Origin of the sequence: Streptomyces violens (assembly GCF_000717745.1) — a bacterium.
GTDB lineage: Bacteria > Actinomycetota > Actinomycetes > Streptomycetales > Streptomycetaceae > Streptomyces > Streptomyces violens.
In genome coordinates this window covers 167,907-185,414 of record NZ_JOBH01000003.1, presented here as the reverse complement: position 1 = coordinate 185,414, position 17,508 = coordinate 167,907, and the positions used below count along the sequence as shown (strand labels likewise).

Here is a 17,508-nt window from a genome sequence, read left to right as displayed (position 1 = left end):
CCACGATGCCGGAGCGGGCCCGCCGCATCCTGAGCGACAGCGGAGTGGAGCTGTCGCCGCAGGAGTTGCTGGACGCGCTCTGGCTGGCCACCCGGCTGCCCGCACCGGACGAAGCGGCCGCGGCGCCGGCCCCCGAGCCGGAGAACGGGACGGCGCCGCCGGAGCCGGACGACCCGTCGGAGCTCGAGGCGCCGGACGGGGAGCCGGTGCTGCCCTCCCGCTCCCCCGGCCGCGAGGCCCGCCCCCAGGCGCCCGCCCGCGCGCCCCGCCGCCCGGACGCCGGGCACGGCCTGCACGGCGGCTCGCTCCGCACCACCTCCCCCGACCGGGACGGCGGCCGCCCGGCCGTGTCCGTACGCGCCCCCGAGGGCAAGGCCGTCACCGACGCGCTCGCCCTCTCCCGCGCCCTGCGCCCGCTCCAGCAGCAGCGCCCCAGCCCGGTCCGTACCGAGGTCGACGAGGCCGCGACGGTCGACGCGATGGCCGAGACCGGGCTCCCGGACGTGGCGATCCTGCCCGCCCGCGAACGCTGGCTGGACCTGGCGCTGGTCATCGACGACGGCACGTCGATGCTGCTGTGGCAGCGGCTCTGCGGCGAGCTGCGCGGCGTACTGGAACGGCTCGGCGCCTTCCGCGACGTGCGGGTGTACGGGCTGCACACCCGCGGCGGCGGGCGGCCCGCCCTGCGCAGCAGCCCTTTTGGCGACGGCCCGGCCAACGGCGACCCGGCGGTCCTCGCGGACCCCTCCGGCGCCACGATGGTGCTGGTCGTGACCGACGGCATCGGCTCGGCGTGGCGCGGCGGCCGGATGGCGGACGTACTTGCCGGGTGGGGCCGCTGCGGGCCCACCGCAGTGCTCCAAGTCCTGCCGCCACAGCTCTGGAAGGGCTCGGGCGTACGCGCCGACCGCTGGGAGGTGACCACCCGGGGCCGGGCCTCGGCGAACGCGACCTGGCAGGTCACCGCCTCGGGCCTGCCGCCCGAGCTGGCGTCCTTCCGCGGCGTGCCGATCCCCGTCCTCGCGCCGCGCCCCGCCTCCGTCGCGGAGTGGGCGCGGCTGGTCGCCTCGCCCGGCGGCACGGCCGTACTCCCCCTGCTGCGCACCGCGCCCGCGGCCGCCGGCGACCTGGGCGCGGACGCCGCCGCGACACCCGCGCCGCCACCCGGCACCGACGCGGCGACCGCCGCCGTGCTGCGGTTCCGCGACACCGTCTCGCCCGAGGCGTACCGCCTCGCCGCCCATCTCGCGGCGCTCGCGCCGGTGTCCGTACCGGCCATGCGGCTGGTGCAGGAATCGGTGTCCTGGCCCGCCGAGACCGCGCATCTCGCCGAGGTGTTCTCCGGCGGGCTGCTGCGCGCCGTGCCGCCCCCGGCCGCGCACGACGTCCCCGAGCGGCTGCGGCAGTTCGACTTCTCCGCGGCGACGAAGGCCATACTGTTCGACACCGTCCCCACCGCCGAACTGCTGGAGACCGGCTTGACGGTGGGCCGCCGGATGGACGAACTGGTCGGCCGTTCCCCGGACTTCCCCGCCTGGCTCTCCCACCCGGCGGGCCCGGACCGGCTGCCGGACCACGCCAGGGCGTTCGCCTGGGTGAACGACGCGCTGCTGGTACGGCTGGGGATCGGGCGGGCGGACGCGGCGGGGCCGCGCCGGGCGGCGACGGTCGCCGAGCTTCCGGTGGCCGCGCGGATCGCGTCGCCCAGGACGACGGCGGCCGCGGCGGCAGCGGCCACGCCGGCCACGGCCGGCCGGGCGCCGGTACCCGGCGTCCTGCCCGGCCCCCGCGTCCCCGACGGCGGCTCCCCCGCGCCCTGGCCCGCTGCCGCCGCCCCGGCCGGGGCGCGCGGCGAGAAGGCGCTGAAGGCGGCGGTACTGGACGCGCTCCACCGCGACCCGCACGCCCACAGCGAGCTGCCCGCCTACCTCTTCCTCGGGCCGCCGGGCGGCGGCAAGACCACCCTGCTGCGGCAGCTCTCGGCCCGCGCCCAGGAGCTGGACGCGCCGCTGGCCTGGCTGGACCTGGACGGCGCCTACACCTCGATCACCGACGTGGCCCTGGAGGCGGCCGGGCAGTTCCACCGGGACACCGCCCGGCATCCCGCACTCGCCTTCCCGGCCTTCGCCGGGCTGCTCCTCGCGTTCGCCCTCGCGCCCACGCCGCGTGCCGGACGGGAGCTGGCGGAGTCGGTGCGCGGCGTGCTGGGCCGCTTCCCGCTCGGCGACGTGCCCGCTGCCGTCCGGGCCGGGCTGCAGAGCAGTCTGGACGCGCTCGGGGACGCACCACCGCCGCCCGGCGTAGGCGCCGTAATGCGGCTGGCCGGTGAACCACGGCTGCGGCTGCGGCACCTGGAGCGGGCACTGGCCGGCGTCGCACGGCGCAGCGGCGGCAGCGCCCGTGACCTGCTGCGCTACCTGCGGCGGCAGCTCGCGGGCCTCCCGGCGTACAGCGGGACCGTGGACGAAGTACTGCTGCGCGCGCTGCTCTCGGACCTGCGGACGGCCTACGGCTCCGGCTCCGTCCGGCGACGCACCACGCACTGCCTGCTCCTGCTGGACAACGCCGACTGCCCGGTGGGCGAGGAGTTCCTGCAGGGGCTGGCCCATGCCCGGGCGCTGGACAGCGGCGTCACCCCGGCCTGGGACCCGCTGCTGGCCGTGGCCACCGCCGGGACCGTGCCCCGGCAGGTCGACCCGGAGCAACTGGCCGGGCCCGACCTGCGCTTCCAGCTCACCAACTGGCGACTGACGCATCGCCAGGAGAACCGGACGGCCGACGACCTGGTCGTCGCCCAGCTCGGCGGACTGTCCCTGGCCGAGGTCACCGAGCTGGCGGCGGAAACGCTCGGCGGCACTCGCGGCCTGCCCCGGCCGCCCGTCGCGCGCCCGGCCGCCTGGCTCGGCCGCCTCGTGCACGACGTGACGCGCGGCCACCCCGGCGCGGTCGCCGCGCTCCTGGACGCGCTGCCCCGGTTCCCCGCGGACACCGACTGGGCGTACCGGCTGCGCCGGCTGCTCACGCCGGCCGGGCCGCTGCCCGAGGGCACGGGCTGGGACTTCGCGGGCGACCTGCTGCACACGCTGCTGCGGGACGTCCCCGAGGAGGTACGGGAGCTGCTGCCCCGGGCCGCCGCAGCGGTCGACCTGGACCACGCGTTCACGGCCTGGGGCCTGTGGGGCGACACGGACGACCGCGCGCAGGGCGCCCTGACCCACTTCCGTACGCACGGCCTGCTCACCCCGCCCGTACAGAACGGCCGGCACGACCAGCTGCACCCGCTGCTGCGCCACCTGCTCCTGCGCGAACTGGCCATGCGGCCGGAGACCGACGCGTTCACCTGGCGGCACGCGCACGACGCGCTGCGGCTGCGGGCCCGCGACCACGGCCAGGGCGCGGCCGCCGCGCACCACGCGCTGGCGCTGGGCGATCTGCCGACGGCGGCCGCGTACCTCGCCCGGGTCTTCGAGCAGACGACCGACCGGACGGCCCGGAGCGAGGCATTCGACCTGGTCCGGCGCGCGCCGGTCCGCGACTACGTCCTCTTCTCCGACGACTCACCGGTCCGCCGCTACCACCGCCTCGTCCGCCCGCTCACGCAGGACGACCCACCGACGGCGATGGCGCGGGCCCTGGCAGCCGCCTGGCTCGGCCCGGAACCGACCCGCGGCACGAGCGGCCGACCACGCCCCGACGCCCAGCCGGGCCACCCCTACTTCGACCCCCTGACCGACCCGTACGGCATCCTGACCCCGGCCCTCACCGACGCCCTCACCGCACTCGACCGCCACTATCCGGGCGACTGGGGCACGGCGCGCGCGACGCTGTACGACGGGGAAGGCTGACGCAGCGTCACTTCATCCATTCATCCTCGTACTTCTCGTACGTGCCGTCGTGCTTCGCCAGATGCACGAACTGGTCGACGTACTCCTTGAACTGGAAGTCCTTGCGCGGCAGCGCGTATGCCTTCTCCGCGAAGGTGAAGGGCTCGTCGGGGTGGACGGAGCAGAGCTCGGGGTGGAGCTTGGCCTGGTAGAGGGTCTCGCTGGCGTCCGTCATCATCACGTCGGCGCGGCCCGCGACGATCTCGTCGAAGATCGTGTTGTTGTCGTTGTGGACCTTGATCTTCGCCTGCTTGATGTTCGCCCTGGCGAACTCCTCGTTCGTGCCGCCGGGGTTGACGACGACGGTCGTCTCCGGCTTGTCGATGTCCTCCAGCGTGCGGTACTTGTCCTTGTCCTCGCAGCGCACGATCGGCGTCTTGCCGTCCGTGCGGGTCGGCTCGCTGAAGGCGAGCTTGCGGGCGCGGGGCAGAGTGATGGAGACGCCGCCGACGGCTATGTCGCAGCGCCCGCCGTCGAGGTCGGCGACCAGGCTCGCCCAGGTGGTGGGCACGAAGGTGGCCTTGGCGTCCAGGCTCTTCGCCAGGTCCCGGGCCATCTCGATGTCCACGCCGCTGTACTTCTCGGTCTTCCGGTCCCAGGAGGTGAAGGGGCGGTAGTCGCCGGTGGTGCACACCCGCAGGGTGCCGCGGCGCGGCACGGTGTCCAGGAGGCTGGGCGCGAGCTTGTGGACGATCTTCTTCTTGGCGGTCTTGGTGGCCTTGGCGTCTGCCGTGCCGGACGCCTCCGGCGTGGCGGACGCCTCGGGCTTGCCGTCCCCGGCGAACGCGGTGGGCGCTGCGGCGGTGGCGGCGAGAAGGCAGGCGAGGGCGGACAGCGTGACGGCACGCTTCATGGCGACTCCTGTACGCGGCGGGGGCTCCGGGCAAGTGCACGGACCAGCATGGGCCAGGCAAGATCAAGAGCTTAAGCCGGGCCCGGCTTTCAGCGCACGCGCACCGGAAGCCGGACAGGGCCGCGCATGAGGATGCCGGGGCGCCAGGTCAGTGCGGCGGGGTCGGCGTCCAGGGCGAGGTCCGGGCAGCGCTCCAGGAGTGCGCGGACGGCGATACGGCCCTCCATGCGGGCCAGCGGGGCGCCCAGGCAGTAGTGGATGCCGTGCCCGAAGGCGAGATGGCCGCGGGTGTCGCGGGTGATGTCGAAGCGGTCGGCGTCCGAGAACCGGCCGGCATCGCGGGCGGCCGAGGCCAGCGCCACGATCACGGTGTCCCCGGCCGGCAGCACCGTGCCGCCGATCTCCACCGGCTCCGCCGCGTACCGCCAGGTGCTGGTCTCCACCGGCCCGTCGTACCGCAGCATCTCCTCGACGGCGTTGTCCAGCAGCCCCCAGTCCGCACGCAGCGCGGCGAGCTGGTCCGGATGACGCAGCAGGGCGAGGGTGCCGTTGGCGATCAGGCCCACAGTGGTTTCGTGGCCGGCGACGAGCAGGAGGAAGGCCATGCCCACCAGTTCGTCGCCGGAGAGGCGGTCGCCGTCCTCGTCGGTGGTGCGGATGAGGGTACTGAACAGGTCCGGGCCCGGGGAGCGCCGCTTGTCCTGGATGAGCTGTTCGAGATAGCGCGCGAACTCGGCTTGCGTGCCGTCCCTGCCGGACGGCCCGTTGGCGGTGACGAACGCGTCCGACCAGCGACGGAACCGCTCGCGGTCGAGGTCCGGCACGCCCAGCAGCTCGCAGATCACCGTCATGGGCAGCGGGTAGGCGAGCGCTTCGACGAGGTCGGCGCGGCCGTCCGTCGCCTTCGCGAGCATGGTGTCGATCAGGCCGTCGGTGATCTGCTGGACGGCGGGGCGCAGCGCCTCCATGGCGCGGGCGGTGAAGGCCCTGGTGACCAGCTTCCGCAGCCGGGTGTGGCGGGGCGGGTCGCTCTGCAGCATGTTGGCGAGGAGCTGGCCGGTGCCTTCCGGCGGCTGCCACTGCGGGTGGTCGGACCAGTCCTTCTTCAGCCGGGGGTCGACGAGCGCGGCCCTGGACTCGTCGTGGCCGACGATCAGCCAGACCTCCTGGCCGTCGGACAGCCGCACCCGGTGCACGGGGCCGCGGGCGTGCAGCGCGGCGTAGTGCGGATACGGGTCGCTGGTGAAGTCCGGTGCTAAGGCGGTGAGTTCCACGATGTCCGTCACGTGCGCTCCCCCTGGCCACTGGGTCTCGGAAAATCGGTTGGTCACGTCCGGCACATGAGGTTACGTTGAGGCCATGCATCACTACCAGATCTACGGCTGACACGGCCCCGGCGGCGGCTCCGCCCGCCGCGCCGCCCGCCCGCGCCGCACCATCAGGTGCCAGGCGCCGGGCCACCGTGTCCTGTCCTCCGTAGACCTGAAGTGAGTGATCCTCCATGGCTTCCCGTAGCTCCGGTGCGTCGCCGCGCCGCGCCCACATCGCGATGATCGGCAATCCCGTCATCAGCCACACCCTCCCCGGTATCGAGATCATCCGGGAGCTGGTGGCCCGGGGCCACCGCGTCACGTATGCCAACGACCCGTTCCTGGGCGACCTGGTCACCTCGACCGGCGCCGAACTGCGCCCGTACCGCTCCACCCTTCCGCCGGTGACCGGCAGCACCTGGCCCGAGGGCCCGGTCGAGGGGATGACCGTCTTCCTCGACGACGCCGTCCAGATGCTGCCGCAGCTGCACGAGCTGTACGACGACGACCCGGCCGACCTGTACCTGTACGACATCGGCGGGTACGCGGGCCGTGCGCTCGCCGAGTCGCAGGGGCGGCCCACGCTCCAGATCTCGCCGACGTACGTGGGGTGGAGCGGCACGGGCGAGGACGACATCGACGCGCAGATCCGGGCACTCCCCGGGGCCGACGCGTACTTCGCGAAGTTCGCCGAGTGGCTGGCCGGCAACGGGGCCACGACGCTGGAGCCGGGCGCCTTCTCCGGCCGCCCCGCGCGGGCGGTGGCGACGATTCCGCGGGCCATGCAGCCGCACGCCGACAAGGTGGACACCGAAGCCGTGACCTTCGTCGGGCCCTGCCTCGGCGACCGGAGCGACCAGGGCGACTGGACCCGCCCGGCCGGCGCCGAGCGCGTCCTGCTGGTCTCACTGGGCTCGGCCTACACCCGGCTGCCGGAGTTCTACCGGCGCTGCCTGGCGGCCTTCGGGGAGCTCCCGGGGTGGCACGTCGTGCTGCAGATCGGGAAGCACACCGATCCGGCGGAGCTGGGCTCCATTCCGTCGAACGTCGAAGTGCATTCCTGGGTTCCGCAGCTGGCGATTCTCGAGCAGGCCGACGCGTTCGTCACGCACGCCGGGATGGGCGGCTCCAGTGAGGGGCTGTACACGGGCGTGCCGATGATCGCGGTGCCGCAGGCCGCCGACCAGTTCGGCAACGCCGACCAGTTGGTGTCGCTGGGCGTGGCCCGGCGGATCGACACCGCGGACGCCACCGCCGAGGCGCTGCGGGGCGCGCTGCTGGCGCTGACCTCCGACCCGGAGGTGGCCCGGCGATCGGCCGCGCTGCGCGCCGAACTCCGCGCGGAGGGCGGCACGGCGCGGGCGGCCGACGTGGCGGAGTCGCTGTTGTCCTGACCGTACGGGGGCCGGCATCCGTACGGGCGCCGGCCCCCGCGTGCGGCTCAGCCCCGCGCCGCCACCATGTCCAATGCCACGTCCGTGATCATGTCCTCCTGGCCGCCGACCAGGCCCCGGCGGCCCACCTCGACGAGGATGGTGCGGGTGTCCAGGCCGTACCGGTCGGCGGCCGCCTCGGCGTGCCGCAGGAAGCTGGAGTAGACCCCCGCGTACCCCAGGCTCAGGGTCTCGCGGTCCACCCGCACCTCGCGGTCCTGGAGCGGGCGTACGAGGTCGTCGGCCGCGTCCATCAGCGGGAAGAGGTCGCAGCCGTGCTCCCAGCCCATCAGGTCCGCGACGGCCACGAACGCCTCCAGCGGGCAGTTCCCCGCACCCGCGCCCTGGCCGGCCAGCGAGGCGTCGACGCGAGTGGCACCGTGCTCCACGGCGACGACGGTGTTGGCGACGCCGAGCGCGAGGTTGTGGTGGGCGTGGATGCCGAGTCCGGTGTCCGGGTCGAGGACGTCGCGGTAGGCGCGGAAGCGGTCGCGTACGCCGTCCATGGTCAGCCGGCCGCCGGAGTCGGTGACGTACACGCACTGCGCGCCGTAGGACTCCATCAGCTTGGCCTGGCGGGCCAGTTCGGCGGGCTCCGCCATGTGGGACATCATCAGGAAGCCGGCCACGTCCATGCCCAGTTCGCGGGCGACCGCGATGTGCTGCGCGGAGACATCGGCCTCGGTGCAGTGGGTCGCGATGCGTACGGAGCGGATGCCGAGCGCGTGCGCCTGCTTGAGGTCGCGGACGGTGCCGATGCCGGGGAGCAGGAGGGTGGTCGGTACGGCGGTCTTCGCCGCGTCGGTGACCGCCTCGATCCACTCCCAGTCGGTGTGCGCGCCGACGCCGTAGGTGATGCTGGAGCCCGACAGGCCGTCGCCGTGGGCGATTTCGATGGCGCCGACGCCGGCCGCGTCCAGCGCTGCGGCGATGGCGCGGGCCTGGTCGACGGTGTAGCGGTGCCGGATGGCGTGCATGCCGTCCCGGAGGGTGACGTCCTGGACGTACAGGGCAGGGGTGCCGGTCCCGTTCGCGGTCATCGTGCTGCCACCTCGCTGGTGCGGTGTGCGGCGATGCGCTCAGCGGTGCGCAGCGCGGCCGAGGTCATGATGTCGAGGTTCCCGGCGTAGGCCGGGAGGTAGTGCGCCGCGCCCTCCACTTCGAGGAAGACGGAGACCTTCAGGGCGTCGCCGGATGCGGCCGCCGCGGGCAGCAGCGCGTGCAGCGGGTCGCCCGCGACGACCTTCTCGAACTGCACTTCCTGCTTGAGCCGGTAGCCGGGGACATACGCCCGGACCCGCGCGACCATCTCCGCGACGGCCGCGGCGAGAGCCTCGCGGTCGCCGTCCGACACCAGGCAGTGCACGGTGTCCCGCATGATCAGCGGCGGTTCGGCGGGGTTGAGGACGATCACCGCCTTGCCGCGCGCCGCGCCGCCGACCCGCTCGATGGCGGCGGCGGTGGTCTCGGTGAACTCGTCGATGTTCGCGCGGGTACCGGGCCCCGCCGAGCGCGAGGAGATCGAGGCGACGATCTCGCCGTAGTGGACGGGCGTGACGGCCGAGACCGCGGCGACGACCGGGATGGTGGCCTGGCCGCCGCAGGTGACCATGTTGACGTTGGGCGCGTCCAGATGCGCGTCGAGGTTGACCGGCGGCACGACGTACGGGCCGAGCGCCGCCGGGGTCAGGTCGATCACCGTACGGCCGAGGGCGCGCAGCACCTCGTCGTGGTGGCGGTGCGCCCCGGCGGAGGTGGCGTCGAAGACGATCGTCACGTCCTCGAATTCGGGGAGCTTCACCAGCCCTTCGACGCCTTCGTGGGTAGTGGCGATCTTCAGCCGGCGGGCCCGGGCGAGGCCGTCGGAGTCGGGGTCGATGCCGGCCAGCGCGACGACCTCCAGGCTCTCGGAGAGCCGCAGTACCTTGATCATCAGGTCGGTGCCGATGTTGCCGGAGCCGATGATCGCGATCTTGGTGCGCGTGTCGGGGGCGTGCTCGCTCATCGCTGGTCTCCTTCCGTCTCCGCCGCGAACCGGGTCGTCACCGAGCCCAGCCCTGAAATGTGCGCCTCGAACACGTCACCCGGCGTCGCGGCCGCCATCGGGCCGAGCGCGCCGGTCAGTACGACATCGCCGGCCCGCAGCGGGTCGCCCGTCGCGGCGAGCGCGGAGGCCAGCCAGGCGGCGGCGTTGAGCGGGCTGCCCAGGCAGTCGGCGCCGGTGCCCGTGGAGACCTGCGCGCCGTTGCGGGTCATGGTCATCCGTACCGCGCGCAGGTCCAGCCGCGTCACCGGCACGGGGGCGCTGCCGAGTACGTAGAGGCCGGAAGAGGCGTTGTCGGCGACGGTGTCGACGATCGAGATGTCCCAGCCGGCCACCCGGCTGTCGACGATCTCCAGCGCGGCCAGCGCGAAGTCCGTCGCGCGCAGCACGTCCGCGACGGTGCAGTCCCGGTGCGGCAGGTCGGCGCCCAGGACGAGCGCGACCTCCGCCTCCACCTTGGGCTGCAGCAGCCGTCCGGCCGCCACCGGCTCGCCCTCGGGCACCGCCATCGCGGCGAGCAGGGCGCCGAAGTCCGGGCGGTCCACGCCGAGCTGGGCCTGTACCGCGGGTGAGGTGAGGCCGGTCTTGCGGCCGACGATCCGGCCGCCGGCGGCGAGTTCGCGCTCGATGGTGAGCCGCTGGACGGCGTACGCGGTGTCCAGGTCGCCTTCGGGCAGCAGGCCGCGTACGGGGGCACAGGGCACACCGGTACGGGCGGCCTCCGCCAGGATGTCGGCGGCCTTGACGACGACGGGCGGCGCGCCGTCCGCGCGGACGGGCTCGGGTGGGGTCGGCATGGAGCGTCTCCTGATCGGCAAGAAGAGGCGGCGTGTGAGCGGCGCTTGGGGGGCGGCCGGGCGAGCGCCCGAAGGGAAGGGCGTGCTGCTCCGGTATAGACGTGGCGCCGTGGACGGGACAATGTTTGTTCCGTGACACGGAACGACACAGCCAACGAAACCGGGTCGAGCATGCTCGACAAGGCCGCCCTGATCGTGGAGTCCTTCCGCCCGACCGGCGGTCCGTACCGGCTGGCGGAACTGGCGCGGCGCACGGGCCTGCCCAAGCCGACCGTCCACCGGCTCGCCGCGGACCTCGTACGGCTGGGCTGGCTGGAGCGCACGGACGACGCCCGCTACCGGCTCGGCGGCCGGCTCTTCGAGCTGGGCTCACTGGTGCCGCGGCGGCGGGATCTGCGCGAGGCGGCGCTGCCGTTCCTCCAGGACCTCTTCGAGGCCACCCGCGAGACCGTGCACCTCGGCGTGCGCGAGGGGATGGAGGTGGTCTACCTGGAGCGCATCCACGGCCATGACGCGCTCCAGCTGCCCTCGCACATCGGCCACAGCCTGCCGCTGAGCTGTACCGGCGTGGGCAAGGCGCTGCTGGCGTTCTGCGGCACCGAGCTGACCGAGGAGGTACTGGCGCGGCCACTGCCGTGCCTGACGCCGCACTCGCTCACCGACCCGGCGCGGCTGCGGATGGCGCTGGAGAACACCCAGGTGTCCGGGCTGGCCTACGAGGAGCAGGAGGCCGTGCTCGGGGTGAGCTGCATCGCGGCGCCGGTCTTCGCGGGCGGCGACGCCGTGGCCGCGCTCTCCGTCGCCGTCCCCCGCGCCCGCTTCCGCCCGGCCCAGCTCGCCCCGGCCGTCCGCACGGCGGCCCTGGGGCTGTCACGGATGCTGCGCGGGGGGATCTGAGGCGGGGCGATCCGAGCGGGCGGGCGGGAGGCCGGGAAGCGGTACGTCCGTACCGCTCAGGCGTCGTACAGGTCCAGCGCGCCGAGCCCCGGGGTCTTGGCCGGCGGGGCGGCAGCGGCGAGGAGCGGGAGGAGGGCCGCGGCGCGCTTGGTGACCGTGTCGCGGTCGCCGGCGGAGAGCGCGGAGCCCATGCCGACCGCGACCGCACCCGCGGCGATCCACTCCGGGGCGCTCTCGGTGGTCACGCCGCCCGTCGGCAGCAGCGGCGCCTGCGGCAGCGCCGCCCGGACGTCCTTGAGCCAGCCGGGGCCGTATCCGGAGGCCGGGAAGAGCTTCAGCGCGTCGGCGCCCAGCTCCAGCGCGCGCACCATTTCGGTGGGCGTGGCGACGCCGGCGAAGACCGGGAGGCCGTACCGATGGCCCGTGGCGATCACCTCGGCGTCCAGATGGGGAGAGACCAGGAAGCGGGCGCCCGCGTCCACGGCCATCCGTGCGGAGGCCGCGTCCAGGACCGTGCCCGCGCCTATGATCGCGTCGTCGCCCAGCTCGCGGGTGAGCGTGGTGACCGCCTCCAGCGCGAACGGTGTGGTCAGCGAGATCTCCAGGCTGGTGATACCGGCCGACAGCAGCGTGTCGGCAGTGGCGCTGGCCTCGTCGTACGTCTCGCTGCGGACGATGGCGAAAACGCGCTGAGCCAGTGCGGCCCGGGTGATCTCCCAGCGGTACACGACAGCTCGCCGCCCTTTCATGGTCACTCCCGCACACGGCGTCGCCGCCGTGCCCCCCGGGAACTGTTCCGATGCGCCGGTGGTCGGGCTCCGCCGCAGGTCGCCGCCTTGAGGCCGCTTTGCCGCCGATGCCCGCCCGGTCGCTGTTTCCACCGAAACGCTACCGCCAACCGCTGACAATCCCTCAGCGGGGGGTGCGACTTGGTTCCCGGGCGGCGCCCGCGGGGCCCGGTACGCCGGGGAAAAACACGGCGGCGGCCGGGGCACCGCCCCGGCCGCCGCGCTGGTCCCGGGCTGCTCAGCAGCCGCGGTCCACCAGGTCGAAGGACTCGTAGTGGTCGGCGGTGTAGTAGTCCTCGTCGGTCTGCTCGCCGGTGACGATGCGGCGGGCGCCGCGGTCCGGGGAGCCGGGGGTCTCGACGGTGTACTCGTGGTAGTAGCCGCTGGGCTGCTGCGGCAGGATGCCCTCCCGGTTGGAGAAGACGCCGCCGTCCTGCGGATAGGGGTAGGGGCCGCCCTTGTCGATGAGGCCCAGGGTCTCGTGGGCCTCGCCGGGCAGCTTCGAGTAGCAGATGTCGCCGACGGCGGCGGCCTGCACAGGAGCTGCGTACACGGGCGCCGCGTGTACGGGCGCTGCGTGTACGGGAGCCGCGTAGGCCACCGCTGCCGGGGTGGCCGCGGGCGTGGTGGCGACGGCGGTGGGGCCCGCGAGGAACAGGGCCGAGGCGAGGGCGCCGAGGGCGCCGATCCGGGTGATCCGTGGGGGGATTCTCATGGCGTACAGCATGACGCGCGTAGACATGGACCTGTCAATCCAAGTGCCGGAAATTTCCCGGGAGTTCACAGGAGGGGAAAGATGCGTGGGGTTCCGTGACCGCTTTTGCCTCAGAGGTAAAACTTTTGCCCCTCAGGCCGGACCTGGCTATACCAGAGACATGACCGAACCCCTGGACAACGGGCCCGACGGTGCCGCCGAAGAGCTGCCCGTCGTCGCCCCCCGCCTGCGTGACCTGCGGCGTCGCGCGGGGCTCACGCTGGAGACCGCGGCCCGGCGGGTCGGTCTGTCGCCCGCGCACCTCTCGCGCCTGGAGACCGGGCGCCGCCAGCCCTCGCTGCCGATGCTGCTCTCCCTGGCACGGACGTACGTCACCACGGTATCCGACCTGCTCGGCGAGACCGCGCCGGAGCTCCAGCCGGTGTTCCGCGGCAGCGACGCCGAGCCCTCGGAGGCGGGCGGCTGGACGTACTGGCCGATGGGCGGTCCCGGGCGGGCCATGCAGGCGCTGCGGGTGTTCGTCCCGCCGCACGACGGCCAGGCCGGGCTGGTGCGGGTGCACCCCGGCGAGGAGTGGCTGTACGTGCTCAAGGGCCGGCTGCGGCTGACGCTCGGCGAGACGGTGCAGCTCCTGGACCCGGGCGACGCGGCGCACTTTGACTCGCTGACCCCGCACCGCATCGCCGACGCCGCCGGCAGCGGCACCGAGATCCTCTTCGTCCACACCCTCATGCAGAGCGGCGCCGCCGAACTGTGCCTGGGCGGCGGCACCCGCCGCGGCCTGTGAAGCCGCCCGTCGTGGAAAGGACCAGCACCGTGTCCGAGCAGCCCGCGCCCCCGCCGGCGTCCGCCGGAGCCCGTAAGAATGACATCGAGGACCGGGCACCGCTCGGACTGTCCGTACGGGTCGCCCTCTATGTTGTCGGCTCGCACGTCCTCCTGGCGTTCCTCAGCTTCATCGTGGTCATGCTGAAGTCCGCCCCCTGAGTCCGCCCCGCGGCTACCGGGTCACCACCCCCGCATAGAAGTCGCGCCGCCGGCCGCGCCCGTCCCTGAGCCGGTACAGCAGACTCGACGGGTACTCGATGACCCAGTAACTGGCCACCGCGACCGGCACCGCCACCAGCAGTACGACCGCCACCGCCCACCAGAAGCCCGCCGGGCGGCCCGGCAGCAGGCCCCACTGGTAGAGCTGCAGCATGACCGGCTCGTGCCAGATGAAGAGGCTGTAGCTGACCAGGCCCAGGTAGGTGAGCCAGCGGGCCCGCAGCAGGCGGTGCCAGCGGACCCGGCCGCCGGCGTGCACGACGCCGAGCATGAGCGCCGCCCATGCCAGCGCGGCGAGCGGGTGGTAGAAGGTGAAGGCGAGGTTCTCCGGCCGCGAGTCCAAGGACAGCCAGTACACCGCCGCCACGGCCGCCGCCGAGAGCGCGGCCGCCGCCCCGCCCGGCAGCCGTCCCCGCCCGCGGAGGGCGACCACGAGCACGGCCAGGCCCATGCCGGCCGCGAAGCCGCTGAAGCGGGCCTGCGGGCCGAAGTACACCGTCCAGTCGGTGTGCGGCACGCCGTACCCGTAGCGGGCGACGGCGACCCACACCACCGGCAGTACGAACAGCAGCAGGCAGCCCGCGGCACACACGGCGACGCGCGCGCCGCGGCGGCGCAGCGGGCGGCAGGCGCGCACGGCCAGCGGCCCCAGTGCGACGAGCGCGAGGTAGAACACCACTTCCAGCGACAGCGACCAGGCGGGCCCGAGCGTGTAGAAGATCTGCCGCTGGTCGAAGACGTGGGTGAAGGTGAGGTGCTCCACCAAGTCCTGCCAGTTGCCGCCCAGTTCGGGGTTGCGGATCGACCAGACGACCAGTACCGCGATGAAGTACAGCGGCACGATGCGTACCGCCCGCCGGAACAGGAACAGCCGCCCCGGGCGGGTCGAACCGCCGTCGATGGCGGCGCGCGCGTACGAGAGCGTGAGCAGGTACGCGGAGACCACGAAGAAGAAGTCGATGACTTCGAGGGAGAGCAGTGCGGCGAGGTAGGGGCTGTCCACGGGCGGGTGCGAGCCGGCCGCGTCGTACACGTGGTACTGCTGCCAGACGTGGAAGATCACCGTGCTCAGCGCGGCGATACCGCGGAAGCCCTGGATTTCCTCCGCCTTGTTGCGGACAGCCGCCGACTCCTCGCTGCGCGCGCCGGACAGGGGCGTCGCCGTCATGGGCGCTCCCCCGCCGCCACCGCTGCCGGGGCCGCCGCGCGCGGGGTGACCCGCCAACGCCGGTCCCCCAGCGCCTCCTTCATGCACGCCTGCCGCGCGAGCGTGTTCTTGAAGTGCGTGTAGAAGAACGTCGAAAGGAGTGCGTAGCTCCAGAACCAGCCGCGGCGGCGGCGCAGTTCGGGCACGGCGAGCCGCCAGGCGAAGGCCGCCTGCACGAGGCCCGCCGACAGTGTGAAGACCATCGCGAGCAGGCAGACCGGCACGGTCCAGTCCAGCTTGTCCGGGCCGCCGGCCTTCCACACCGAGTACATCAGGATGGGCCACATCTGGAGCGTCAGCCAGGGCTGCACCTCGCGCCAGCCCAACAGGACGAGCAGCCCGGCCTTCTGACGGGGTGTGAAGTTCGGTGAACGCAGGCTGCGCCACAGGTGTTTGAGCGAGACCTGGAGCCAGCCCTGGGCCCATCGCGAGCGCTGGTTCCACAGCGGCTTGAGCATGGTCGGGGACAGCTCGCGGGAGATGAGGGTGCGGTCGACGGTGAACCGCGCGCCCTCTCCGAGCGCGCGCATCGTGGAGTCGATGTCCTCGGTGAGCATCGAGCCGTGCATACGGGTGCGGGCGAGCAGGTCCGTGCGCCAGAAGCCGTTGGAGCCGCCGAAGACGCCGAAGCCGTAGAGCCGGGTGCGCCCCGGATGACTGACGGCGTAGATCGCCTCGAACTCCACGGCGACGAGCCTGGCGACCCACGAACTGTCACCGTTCCGCACCACACAGTGCCCCTGGACCACGTCGTAGCCGTGCGAGAGCCAGTGCCAGGCGTGCTGGAAGGCGCCCGGGGCCGGGTGGTGGTCCGCGTCGAAGATCCCGACGATCTCACCGCGCACCCGGGTCACCGCCGCGTTGACGTTCTGCGCCTTGGAGGTACTGCCCGCGACCGGCATCAGGACCAGCCGCGGATCGCGCGCCGCCATCTCGCGGAGCGTGTCCTCGATGGGCAGCGGATGCGGTGTGTTGTACGCGAGTACGACCTCGAAGTCGTTCGGGTAGTCCAGGCGGAGAAAGGACTCCACGGTGTCGACGATGGTCGCCGCCTCGTTCGGGAGGTACGCGGCGATGATCGCGCTGGCGGGCGGGTACGGCTGCGCGGGCCCTTCCGGACGGCGCGGCGCGTCCAGCGAGAACAGGCACTCGATGACGATCAGCGCGGCCGAGATGAGCAGTCCGGCCACGACGACCCAGTACATCACCGAGCCCACGTCCCAGCCCCAGCCGTACGCCTGCTGGTAGACCACGAACGGCAGGCCCACCCCGAGGGGCAGCACGACCAGCGAGGAGAGGGACGTCAGGCGGGCGCGGAGCGCTGCGCCGAAGGGGTTGCGGCCGCGGTGCGAGGCGCGCATCCAGGGCGCGTACGCCACCGGGCGCAGGTCGCGGTGGCTGGTGGACTGCGCGACCGCCGCGAGCGCCTTCTCGACGGCCTGCGCGGGCCCGGTGCAGTCGGCGAGCGGGACGAGGCCGGTGGCCGGGGTGAGCCGGACGTTCTCGTCGGCGACGACGAAGCGGGTGGAGGCGACCGCGTGCGCGAACTTCTCCAGGCCGCGCCGGGCGGTCTCCTCGTCGATGCCGGGCAGCAGCATCAGCAGGTGCCCGTCGTCGTCCCAGCCGAAGCGGTCGCAGGTGCTGCCGAGCCGTTCGGCGACGCCGGCCAGCCGCTCGGCGACCTCACGCCGGACGCGCGGGCCCAACCGGTGCTCCAGCGCGCCCATTTCGGCTACGGCGACCATGGCCATGACACCTTGAACGCCGGAGCGGCGCCCCGTTCCCGGCCGCTGGAACTCCCGCTCCAGCTCGTCCAGGAAGTGCCGGTGGGAGTAGAGCCCGGTACGCGGATCCAGCAGCAGCTGCTCGACCGGTACGGGGACGCGGTGCAGCTTCGCCTCGATACGGGCGGCGAGTTCGACCGGGTCGGAGGCGTCGGGGACGCAGTCGTCGGCGCCGTGCCGCAGCAGGTCGGCGACCTCGGCGGAGCCGGGTCCGGAGGTGACCATGACAAGCGGCAGCGCGCGTCCGGCGGGCGCGGCCCGGACCTCGCGAATCACCTCCCGCCCGTCCCGGCCGTCGTTCAGGGCGACCACTGCGTCCGGCGTGGCCTGCCGGACCTGCGTGCTCACCAGCCCGGGCGTGACCTGCCGTACGTCATGACCCGTGGCACGGAGCGTGTGCGTGAGCCGGTCGAGCCGGGGCCCCGGCATACCGACGGCGAGGACCCGCCCGGCCCCTTCCTTGGGCGGCGGCGAACTCACTGTCGCAGAACGGGAATTGGGAGGTAGTTGGGCTTGATTCTCTGGGTGCGATATCAGCACCGTGGGGGTTCCTTCCTTGCGTGAGGGCGCGCGAAGAACCGGGCCGGGCCGCGACGTGGGCGGCTCCGGGCCCGTACAGGGGTGAGCTGTCAGCCGGAGTGGCCGGTTCTTCGGCGGGACGCACGCGGGCCGGCGCAGCAGGCACCGGCGCGGGAAGGGGATTCCAGCGGATTGCGCATCTGTGTGGTCCCATCCTGATCGGATTGTGG

At 73.5% G+C, this 17,508-nt stretch carries 14 protein-coding genes; 5 read left to right on the top strand and 9 right to left on the bottom strand.

Annotated features, from left to right (window positions below):
- Positions 1-5: 5 nt before the first annotated feature.
- Positions 6-3,845, top strand: coding sequence for an SAV_2336 N-terminal domain-related protein (locus IF04_RS36495; protein WP_051830823.1), 3,840 nt, complete (start codon positions 6-8; stop codon positions 3,843-3,845).
- Positions 3,846-3,852: 7 nt separating this feature from the next.
- On the opposite strand, the gene IF04_RS0107400 is transcribed toward IF04_RS36495, so the two are convergent.
- A complete protein-coding gene (locus IF04_RS0107400; protein ID WP_030252660.1) occupies positions 3,853-4,737 on the bottom strand; it encodes a transporter substrate-binding domain-containing protein in 885 nt (294 codons plus the stop codon).
- A gap of 89 nt (positions 4,738-4,826) precedes the next feature.
- Complete coding sequence (locus IF04_RS0107395; RefSeq protein ID WP_030252657.1) at positions 4,827-6,023, bottom strand: cytochrome P450 family protein; 1,197 nt, start codon at positions 6,021-6,023, stop codon at positions 4,827-4,829.
- 215 nt (positions 6,024-6,238) lie between these two features.
- Here IF04_RS0107395 and IF04_RS0107390 point away from each other — a divergent pair, with 215 nt between their 5' ends.
- Positions 6,239-7,441 carry a macrolide family glycosyltransferase gene (locus IF04_RS0107390; protein WP_030252655.1) on the top strand — a complete coding sequence of 401 codons (1,203 nt, stop codon included), beginning with the start codon at positions 6,239-6,241 and terminating at the stop codon, positions 7,439-7,441.
- 47 nt (positions 7,442-7,488) lie between these two features.
- Here the strand turns inward: IF04_RS0107390 and dmpG are convergent, their stop codons facing one another.
- The 3 genes from dmpG to IF04_RS0107375 are packed head-to-tail and all read right to left on the bottom strand — an operon-like array spanning position 7,489 to position 10,321.
- Positions 7,489-8,520 carry a 4-hydroxy-2-oxovalerate aldolase gene (gene dmpG / locus IF04_RS0107385; RefSeq protein ID WP_030252652.1) on the bottom strand — a complete coding sequence of 344 codons (1,032 nt, stop codon included), beginning with the start codon at positions 8,518-8,520 and terminating at the stop codon, positions 7,489-7,491.
- Positions 8,517-9,485 (bottom strand): acetaldehyde dehydrogenase (acetylating), encoded by a 969-nt coding sequence (locus tag IF04_RS0107380; protein ID WP_030252649.1) that lies wholly within the window; start codon positions 9,483-9,485, stop codon positions 8,517-8,519. The genes dmpG and IF04_RS0107380 overlap by 4 nt, the downstream gene beginning before the upstream one ends.
- Positions 9,482-10,321, bottom strand: coding sequence for a 2-keto-4-pentenoate hydratase (locus IF04_RS0107375; RefSeq protein ID WP_030252647.1), 840 nt, complete (start codon positions 10,319-10,321; stop codon positions 9,482-9,484). The genes IF04_RS0107380 and IF04_RS0107375 overlap by 4 nt, the downstream gene beginning before the upstream one ends.
- Before the next feature lie 171 nt (positions 10,322-10,492).
- Between IF04_RS0107375 and IF04_RS0107370 the strand changes: the two genes are divergently transcribed.
- Positions 10,493-11,218 carry an IclR family transcriptional regulator gene (locus IF04_RS0107370; protein WP_030252645.1) on the top strand — a complete coding sequence of 242 codons (726 nt, stop codon included), beginning with the start codon at positions 10,493-10,495 and terminating at the stop codon, positions 11,216-11,218.
- Between the two features lie 56 nt (positions 11,219-11,274).
- Here IF04_RS0107370 and IF04_RS0107365 read toward each other — a convergent pair whose 3' ends face one another.
- The gene (locus IF04_RS0107365; protein WP_030252642.1) at positions 11,275-11,946 is read right to left on the bottom strand and encodes a bifunctional 4-hydroxy-2-oxoglutarate aldolase/2-dehydro-3-deoxy-phosphogluconate aldolase; all 672 of its coding nucleotides are present in this window, start codon (positions 11,944-11,946) and stop codon (positions 11,275-11,277) included.
- A gap of 298 nt (positions 11,947-12,244) precedes the next feature.
- Positions 12,245-12,721: a guanyl-specific ribonuclease gene (locus IF04_RS0107360; protein WP_030252639.1), complete on the bottom strand. Its 477-nt coding sequence runs from the start codon at positions 12,719-12,721 to the stop codon at positions 12,245-12,247.
- A 160-nt stretch (positions 12,722-12,881) separates the two neighbouring features.
- On the opposite strand from IF04_RS0107360, the gene IF04_RS0107355 reads away from it, so the two are divergent.
- Positions 12,882-13,508: a helix-turn-helix domain-containing protein gene (locus tag IF04_RS0107355; RefSeq protein WP_030252637.1), complete on the top strand. Its 627-nt coding sequence runs from the start codon at positions 12,882-12,884 to the stop codon at positions 13,506-13,508.
- 29 nt (positions 13,509-13,537) lie between these two features.
- Positions 13,538-13,708: a DUF6126 family protein gene (locus IF04_RS38600; RefSeq protein ID WP_157847610.1), complete on the top strand. Its 171-nt coding sequence runs from the start codon at positions 13,538-13,540 to the stop codon at positions 13,706-13,708.
- Between the two features lie 13 nt (positions 13,709-13,721).
- On the opposite strand, the gene IF04_RS0107345 is transcribed toward IF04_RS38600, so the two are convergent.
- Both IF04_RS0107345 and IF04_RS0107340 read right to left on the bottom strand, forming a co-directional pair.
- Positions 13,722-14,936 (bottom strand): acyltransferase family protein, encoded by a 1,215-nt coding sequence (locus tag IF04_RS0107345; protein ID WP_051830897.1) that lies wholly within the window; start codon positions 14,934-14,936, stop codon positions 13,722-13,724.
- Positions 14,933-17,239 carry a glycosyltransferase gene (locus IF04_RS0107340; RefSeq protein WP_037958605.1) on the bottom strand — a complete coding sequence of 769 codons (2,307 nt, stop codon included), beginning with the start codon at positions 17,237-17,239 and terminating at the stop codon, positions 14,933-14,935. The genes IF04_RS0107345 and IF04_RS0107340 overlap by 4 nt, the downstream gene beginning before the upstream one ends.
- Positions 17,240-17,508 lie beyond the last annotated feature (269 nt).